We start from the raw sequence: 7,333 nt of genomic DNA, 5'->3' as shown, positions 1-7,333 counted from the left end.
GCCCAAGCGCGCCGCGCTCGCATCCATCAGCCAATAAATAAATACTAGTAAATACCAGCCGCATGACCGAAGCATGGGAGGCCAGCCCGGGGGCGCGGGTTGCCGGCCGTTTTCTACAAAGAACCGGCCGGCAACCCGTGCCCCCGGGCTGGCCGGGCCATAAAGCATTAAGGCATTAAAGCATTAAGCTAAAGGATCGACTTGACGGCGTTGTAAATGACATGGGGTTTCCCCAGGGTATAATAGTGCAGGACGGGCACGCCGGCCGCTTTCAACTCACGGCTTTGCTGCGCAAGCCACTCGGTACCGACCTGTTCGACGGCGGCATCGGTCTTGGCGGACGAGATGGCAACGGACAGGTCGTTCGGGATGTCTACGTGGAACGTCCGCGGGAGCACGTTGAGCTGCTTCTTCGAGGTCAGCGGTTTCAGACCGGGGATGATGGGCACGTGGATGCCCGCTTCGCGGCAGCGCTGGACAAAGTCGAAATATTTCGAGTTGTCGAAGAACATCTGGGTGGTGATGTAGTCCGCGCCGGCGTCCACCTTGGCCTTCAGGTACGAAATATCCGAATCGAGGTTGGGGGCCTCGGAATGTTTTTCGGGGTACCCCGCGACGCCGATACAGAAGTTGGTGCGGCCGCCGTTCCGGATGTCTTCCTCCAGGTATTCCCCGTTGTTCAGGTGGACCACCTGCCGGAGTAGGTCGATGGCGTACCGGTGACCGTTGGGCTCGGGTTCGAAGTTCGACTCGTTGCGGGCGGCGTCACCCCTGAGGATAAGGGCGTTGTCGATTCCGAGGAAAGCAAGATCGATCAGGGCGTCCTCGGTCTCCTGGCGGGAAAAGCCGCCGCAGATGATGTGAGGGACGGCGTCCACCTTGTAGTGGTTCATGATCGCCGCGCAAATACCCACGGTGCCGGGACGCTTGCGGACCTCGACCTTTTCAAAAGTGCCGTCCGCACGTTTCTTATAGACGTGCTCGCTCCGGTGGTAGGTCACGTTGATGAACGAGGGCTTGAACTCCATCAGGGGATCCAGGTGTTCGAAAATCGACTGGATCGTCTTGCCTTTCAGGGGGGGTAGCACCTCGAATGAAACCAACGTGTCTTTCGCGTCCCGTATGTGTTGGGTAACTTGCATAATTTATGATAAAACCCCGGCAAGGTACTATTTTTGCTCCAAAACCGAGCAACATTGGATCTGGCAACCATACACACCCAGGAACTGGTCAAACGCTACGGATCGAGGACCGTCGTCAATCACGTCAGCGTACAAGTGCAGCAGGGAGAGATCGTCGGGCTTCTTGGGCCTAACGGCGCGGGTAAAACGACCACTTTCTACATGGTGGTGGGGTTTGTCCGACCGGACGAAGGGGCGGTGTACCTCAACAACGAGGACATCACCAAGCTGCCGATGTACAAACGGGCTCAGATGGGGATAGGGTACCTGCCACAGGAGGCCTCCGTTTTCCGAAAGCTCAGTGTCGAAGACAACCTTTTGGCGGTGCTCGAAATGACGAAGCTGACCAAGGCCGAACAACGCGAAAAACTGGAAGCGCTGCTGGAAGAATTTCACCTTCAGCATGTTAGGAAAAATAACGGGGACTCCCTGAGTGGGGGTGAACGCAGGCGGACCGAGATCGCCCGGGCCCTCGCGGTCGACCCCAAGTTCATCTTGCTCGACGAACCCTTTGCAGGGGTCGACCCCATCGCGGTGGAGGACATCCAAAGCGTGGTGGCCCGGTTGAAGTACCGCAACATCGGCATCCTGATCACCGATCACAACGTAAACGAAACCTTGTCCATCTGCGACCGGGCATATTTGTTGATCGAGGGGAAGATATTCAAGCAAGGGACCGCCGAGGAGCTGGCCGCTGACGAAAAGGTACGGAGCCTGTACCTCGGCCGGAACTTCGAGCTCAAACGCAAAGACTACCTGCTCAAAGACGCGGGTTTGTTATGAAAATCCTGAGTCCTGCCATATCACGGCTGGCGCGGTTGCGCTACTGGAGGGTCCAGCAATGGTCCGAGCATCCCCGCGAAGCGCAACGGGAGGTATTGCAGGATCTGGTCACGATGGCCCAGTATACCGAGATCGGGCGCAGGTATGGTTTGTCGGAGCTTTTTTCGGTAAGGGAATTCAAGCAGCGCATTCCCATACACGACTACGAGGACCTTAAACCCTATATCGAAAGGATGATGCAGGGTGAGGAAAACCTCCTCTGGAATACGCCGGTGCATTGGTTCGCCAAGAGCAGCGGCACCACCAGCGACCGGAGCAAGTTCATCCCCGTCACGGAAGAAAGCCTCAAGGACGGGCACTACAAGGCGGCGCGGGACGTGCTCACCCTATACTACGCCAACTTCCCCGATTCGGACCTGCTCACCGGAAAGGGCTTGGTCGTGGGAGGGAGCCACCAGATCAGCAAGTTCGCGGAAGATATTCACTATGGCGACTTGAGCGCCGTGCTGCTCCAGAACGCGCCCTTTTACGGGCAATGGCTGCGCACGCCGGAGCTGGCCATCGCCCTCATGGACGAGTGGGAGACAAAGATCGAAAAGCTGGCCGCGTCGACCGTGAACGAGAACGTCACTTCGCTCTCCGGGGTACCTACCTGGACGCTGCTCCTGCTAAAGAGGATCCTCGATATCACCGGCAAAAACCACATCGTGGACGTATGGCCCAACCTCGAGCTGTACATCCACGGGGGCGTTTCGTTTACGCCCTACCGGGAGCAGTTCGCGCGCATATTGGGTAAGGAGATCAGCTACCTCGAAATCTACAACGCCAGCGAAGGCTTCTTTGCCGCCCAGGACCACCCAACGGTGGAGGGCATGCTCCTGTTCCTGGACCACGGCATTTTCTATGAGTTCATGCCCATCGGCGAATACGGCAAACCCGACCCGCAGACCATCGGTCTTCAGCACGTCGAGCTTGGCAAACAGTATGCGCTGGTCATCTCCACCAACGGAGGACTGTGGCGCTACCTCGTCGGCGATACGGTCGAGTTCACCTCCCTGAGCCCCTTCCGCGTCAAGGTCTCGGGCCGCGTCAAGCACTTCATCAACGCCTTCGGGGAAGAAGTCATCATCGACAATACGGACAGGGCCATCGCCATGGCTTCCCAGCAGACCGGCGCCATCGTCAACGACTACACCGCCGCCCCCGTGTATTTCAGCGACCACGGCAATGGGGCGCACGAATGGGTGATCGAGTTCGAAACGGAACCCGCCGACATGAGCGCCTTCATAACGGCGCTGGATACCTCCCTGAGGCAGGTCAACAGCGACTACGACGCAAAGCGGCACAAGGACATTGCCCTCAGCTTGCCCATCGCACACGCTGTCCCAAAGGGCTTCTTCAACGCCTGGCTCAAGGGAAAAGGCAAGCTCGGCGGGCAACACAAGGTCCCCAGGCTATCGAACGACCGCAAGCACATGGAGGAGATATTGGAGCTCATCCGGCGCTGGAACGAGCGTTGACAACGAAGTTTGTCTTATCTTCGCGTCCCGAATAAGGGCCCAAAACGGCCGGTGGCCGTTTCAAGATCATTAGATTATGCAGCTATTAAAGAACAAGGTCGTCATCGTAACCGGCGCTGCGCGCGGCATTGGCGAGGGTATCGTGCGGAAGTTCGCAGAGCACGGCGCGCACATCGCCTTCACCTATGTCAGCGAAAGCAGCGCGCCGCGGGCCAAAGCCATCGAAGAAGAGCTTTGGACCAAAGGCGTGAAGGCCAAAGCATACCGGAGTAACGCGGCCGTATATGCGGAGTGCGAAAACCTGGTAAACGAGGTGATCGGTGAATTCGGAACCGTGGACGTCTGCGTCAATAACGCCGGTATCTCCAAAGACAACCTGTTGCTGCGCGTCACCCCCGAGCAGTGGCAGGAGGTCATCCAGACAAACCTGGACAGCGTATACAACATGACCAAACAGGTCATCAAACCGATGATGAAGGCCAAATCCGGCAGCATCGTCAATATGAGCTCCATCGTCGGCGTCCGCGGGAACGCGGGGCAGGCCGCCTATGCCGCCTCCAAAGCGGGTATCATCGGCTTCACCAAGTCGATCGCGCTGGAGCTCGGAAGCCGCCACGTCCGCTGCAATGCCATCGCGCCCGGTTTTATCGAGACCGACATGACGCACTACCTCAAGAAGGGCCACGGCGCCGCGGAGTTCCTCAAAAAGATCCCGATGGGCCGTTTTGGCACCACGAGCGAGATCGCCGACACCGCGCTCTTCCTGGCCTCCGATATGAGCACTTACATCACCGGCCAGGTAATCAGCACCTGCGGCGGCCTCAACATATAAACGACAGCGCGGCGGCTCCGCGCGAACGACAGCTATGGACTTCGAGAAACTCCTATCCAACAACAGGGCATGGGCGCAGCTACGTGTAGATGAAGACCCGGATTTCTTCAATCGCCTTGCAGGACTTCAATCTCCGGAATTCCTATGGATCGGTTGCAGCGACAGCCGCGTGCCCGCCAACCAGATCACCGACACCCAACCCGGCGAGATCTTCGTCCACCGCAACATCGCCAACCTCGTCGTCCACACCGACGTTAACCTTGCCGCCGTCCTGGACTACGCAGTCAATATCCTGAAGGTAAAACACGTCATCGTATGTGGCCACTATGGCTGCGGAGGCGTCAGGGCGGCAATGACCCGCACCGACTACAAGGCCATCCTCAATAAATGGCTCCGGAACATCAAGGACGTCTATCGCATCTACCAGGAAGAGCTCGACGCCATCGAGGGCGAAGAGGCCAGGGCCGACCGGCTCGTCGAATTAAACGTACGGGAACAGGTAATGAACCTGGCCAAAATGTCCACCATACAACGTGTCTGGAAAAACGAGAACCGCGTCCACCTCCACGGCTGGGCCTACGGCCTCAAGAACGGATACATCAATCCCATACTCCACTTACCCCCCAATACACCGATCGACCCGCTCTACGAGTACGAGGACCTATAGCAGCACTTTCGCAAGCGCGAACCCCACCGCGATCGCGACGACGACAGTCACTATGCCCGGCCGGATAAAACTATGGTTGAGCAACCACTTCCCTATCCGCGTCGACCCCGTCTTGTCGATCTGGATCGCCGCCAGCAATGTGGGATAGCCGGGTAACACCCAGTCGCTGTTGACCGCTGGAAATATAGCGATCAGGACGGGCGCCGGCAATCCCAGCGCCAGACCCAGCGGCATAACGACCTTGGTGGTCGCCGCCTGGCTGAACATCAGCACCCCCATGATAAAGGCGACGATCGAGAACGTCCATGGGTGCGCCTTTGCGATCCCGCCCAGCGCGTTCTGGATGACCAGCTGGTTGTTCTCCATAAACGTAGCGCTCATCCAGACCACCCCAAAGACCGACACCAGCGCAATTGCCATGGAGGTAAAAAGACCCGTCCGTGGCACATCCGCCGCCCGGGTAGGCGTAAATGCCAGGATGGCCGCGCTGGCCGCCAGCGTAACGATCTCGATCACCGTCACCATCTTGAGGGTGCCGTCCGCGTTCACGCTAAAGGTGGCCTTACCGGCGGGCCAGTGTGGCAACAACCAGGGCAGTGACCCCGCCAATACGACGGCCAGGATGGCCGCGCCAAAGATATAAACCGCCGTTTTCGCCCCCGGTTTGAAAGTGCGTGCCACAGCCGCCGCGGGCATCGCGACTGCCGCTGGCGCCGCCCCCTCCGGCAACGCCCCGGCTTCGCCGGGCAATGGCCCTACCGCCGGCAAATCGCGCCCCATGCGCAACACCGACGCCGCCCCCGCCAGCATCCCGATAAAACAAGCCGGGATGGCGACGCGCATGATGTCCACGGCAGCCCCGGGATACCCGAGGATAGCCGCGAGCGCCGCGGTGGCGGCCGCCATCGGGCTACCCGTAAGGGCGATGTGCGAGGCGATAACAGAAATGCTCAACGGCCGCTCCGGCCGGATACGCTTTTCCAGCGACACCTCGTATATGATCGGGAGCATCGAATAGACAACGTGGGACGTGCCCGCAAACAATGCCAGAAAAAACACCACGATGGGCCCCAGGAAAACGACGCGCGACGGATTTCGCCGGATCAGCTTTTCGGCCAGATAAACGAGATAGTCAAGTCCCCCCGCAGCCTGCATACAAGCGGCCGTCGTGACGATGGACAAAATGATCATCATCACGTCCAGGGGTGGCTCCCCCGGCCGGAGGTGAAACACGACGACAAAGATCAGCATCCCGATCATACCCATGACACCCAGCCCGATGCCCTTCATACGGGCGCCGAGCAGGATCATAGTAAGGAGAATGGCAAGCTGGATCCAGATCAAGCCGGTGTCTTTGTTTTTTGCGATTCCCGGGTTTTCCGGAAGCGTTCGATGGCCTCACGGGTGTATTCGCTCAGGACGAGACGGCCGGAGATGGCAGCCTTTTCGTGAAGCAATTCGTCCCAGTTTTCGGTTCCTTTCCAGAAGGTCTTTTTCAGCTCCTTCATCGCATCGGGGTTCATATGCGCCAGCGAATGCGCCAGGCGGTTGATGGAGTGGTCCATATTCTCGACGCTCTCGTGGACTTCGGCAAAGAGGCCCTTCTTCTTGGCCCAGTCCGCGTTCCGCCACATATTAGCGTCGATCGCCAGCTGGCTGAAGGCGGACGTGCCGATCTTGCGCTCGACGGCCGGGGCGATGACGAAGGGTCCGATGCCCAACGCGAGCTCGCTCAGCTTGATTTCCGCTTTTTCCCAGGTGATGCAATAATCGACCGCGGCGGCGAGGCCTACGCCTCCGCCCACGCACTTACCCTGGACGCGTCCGATGATGAGTTTCGGACACTTCCGCATGGCGTTGATGACCTCCGCGAAGCCGCTGAAGAATTTCTGTCCCTCGGCCTCGGTGCGGATACCCTCTAGCTCCTCGAAGGCGGCCCCGGCGCAAAATGCGCGGTCACCGGCGGAACGAAGGATGATAACCTTGGTTTTGGGATCCAGGCCCGAGATGTGGATTTCCTGAGCCAGTTCGTGTAACAATTTGCCCGGCAAGGCGTTGCTTTGGGGATGGTAGAACTCGAGGGTAGTGATGCCGTGATCGTGTTCGATTTTCACGTAACCCTCCTGAATTTCGTGGATCATAAATGTGGACCTCCTGAGTCGTTCTGGGGTTTTCAGTTACAGGATATTGACGTCAATGTACCTACAAAGTATAAAAAAATGACGTTACCGAGCCGTTAAAATTTCCGCGCGGCGCCACTGAGGCAGCGTGCTTCTGGCGTCATGTTGGGGCGTCCTGCCCCTTTTTCCCTCGTTTTGCGGGACACCGCAAAGCGAGGGAAAAAGGGGCA

General features: G+C 58.5%; 7 protein-coding genes. 4 read left to right on the top strand and 3 right to left on the bottom strand.

Translation table 11 applies throughout. From position 1 onward, the window contains the following. Window positions 1-188 precede the first annotated feature (188 nt). A complete protein-coding gene (locus VL547_RS10100; RefSeq protein WP_325577539.1) occupies window positions 189-1,142 on the bottom strand; it encodes a methylenetetrahydrofolate reductase in 954 nt (317 codons plus the stop codon). 54 nt (window positions 1,143-1,196) lie between these two features. On the opposite strand from VL547_RS10100, the gene lptB reads away from it, so the two are divergent. The 4 genes from lptB to VL547_RS10080 all read left to right on the top strand — a co-directional run bounded on the left by lptB (window position 1,197) and on the right by VL547_RS10080 (window position 4,983). After that, a complete protein-coding gene (lptB, locus tag VL547_RS10095) occupies window positions 1,197-1,964 on the top strand; it encodes an LPS export ABC transporter ATP-binding protein (protein WP_325577538.1) in 768 nt (255 codons plus the stop codon). Beyond that, window positions 1,961-3,484 carry a GH3 auxin-responsive promoter family protein gene (locus tag VL547_RS10090; protein ID WP_325577537.1) on the top strand — a complete coding sequence of 508 codons (1,524 nt, stop codon included), beginning with the start codon at window positions 1,961-1,963 and terminating at the stop codon, window positions 3,482-3,484. Before lptB ends, VL547_RS10090 begins: the two co-directional genes overlap by 4 nt. Window positions 3,485-3,560: 76 nt before the next feature. After that, a complete protein-coding gene (gene fabG, locus VL547_RS10085) occupies window positions 3,561-4,316 on the top strand; it encodes a 3-oxoacyl-[acyl-carrier-protein] reductase (RefSeq protein WP_325577536.1) in 756 nt (251 codons plus the stop codon). 34 nt (window positions 4,317-4,350) lie between these two features. Then, window positions 4,351-4,983, top strand: a complete 633-nt coding sequence (locus VL547_RS10080; RefSeq protein WP_325577535.1) for a carbonic anhydrase — start codon at window positions 4,351-4,353, stop codon at window positions 4,981-4,983. On the opposite strand, the gene VL547_RS10075 is transcribed toward VL547_RS10080, so the two are convergent. Next, a complete protein-coding gene (locus VL547_RS10075) occupies window positions 4,978-6,327 on the bottom strand; it encodes an anaerobic C4-dicarboxylate transporter family protein (RefSeq protein ID WP_325577534.1) in 1,350 nt (449 codons plus the stop codon). The two genes, VL547_RS10080 and VL547_RS10075, sit on opposite strands and share 6 nt — an antisense overlap. Further along, complete coding sequence (locus VL547_RS10070; protein ID WP_325577533.1) at window positions 6,324-7,124, bottom strand: enoyl-CoA hydratase/isomerase family protein; 801 nt, start codon at window positions 7,122-7,124, stop codon at window positions 6,324-6,326. The genes VL547_RS10075 and VL547_RS10070 overlap by 4 nt, the downstream gene beginning before the upstream one ends. Between the last annotated feature and the right edge of the window lie 209 nt (window positions 7,125-7,333).

It is taken from the genome of Dinghuibacter sp., assembly GCF_035492835.1.
GTDB lineage: Bacteria > Bacteroidota > Bacteroidia > Chitinophagales > Chitinophagaceae > Dinghuibacter.
This window is presented reverse-complemented; position numbering and strand designations above follow the sequence as displayed.

What these genes read in the sequence shown, in the direction of transcription:
- VL547_RS10100 (WP_325577539.1), bottom strand. Translation starts at nt 1,142, where the DNA reads ATGCAAGTTACCCAACACATACGGGACGCGAAAGACACGTTGGTTTCA.
- fabG (WP_325577536.1), top strand. Translation starts at nt 3,561, where the DNA reads ATGCAGCTATTAAAGAACAAGGTCGTCATCGTAACCGGCGCTGCGCGC.
- VL547_RS10090 (WP_325577537.1), top strand. Translation starts at nt 1,961, where the DNA reads ATGAAAATCCTGAGTCCTGCCATATCACGGCTGGCGCGGTTGCGCTAC.
- VL547_RS10080 (WP_325577535.1), top strand. Translation starts at nt 4,351, where the DNA reads ATGGACTTCGAGAAACTCCTATCCAACAACAGGGCATGGGCGCAGCTA.
- VL547_RS10070 (WP_325577533.1), bottom strand. Translation starts at nt 7,124, where the DNA reads ATGATCCACGAAATTCAGGAGGGTTACGTGAAAATCGAACACGATCAC.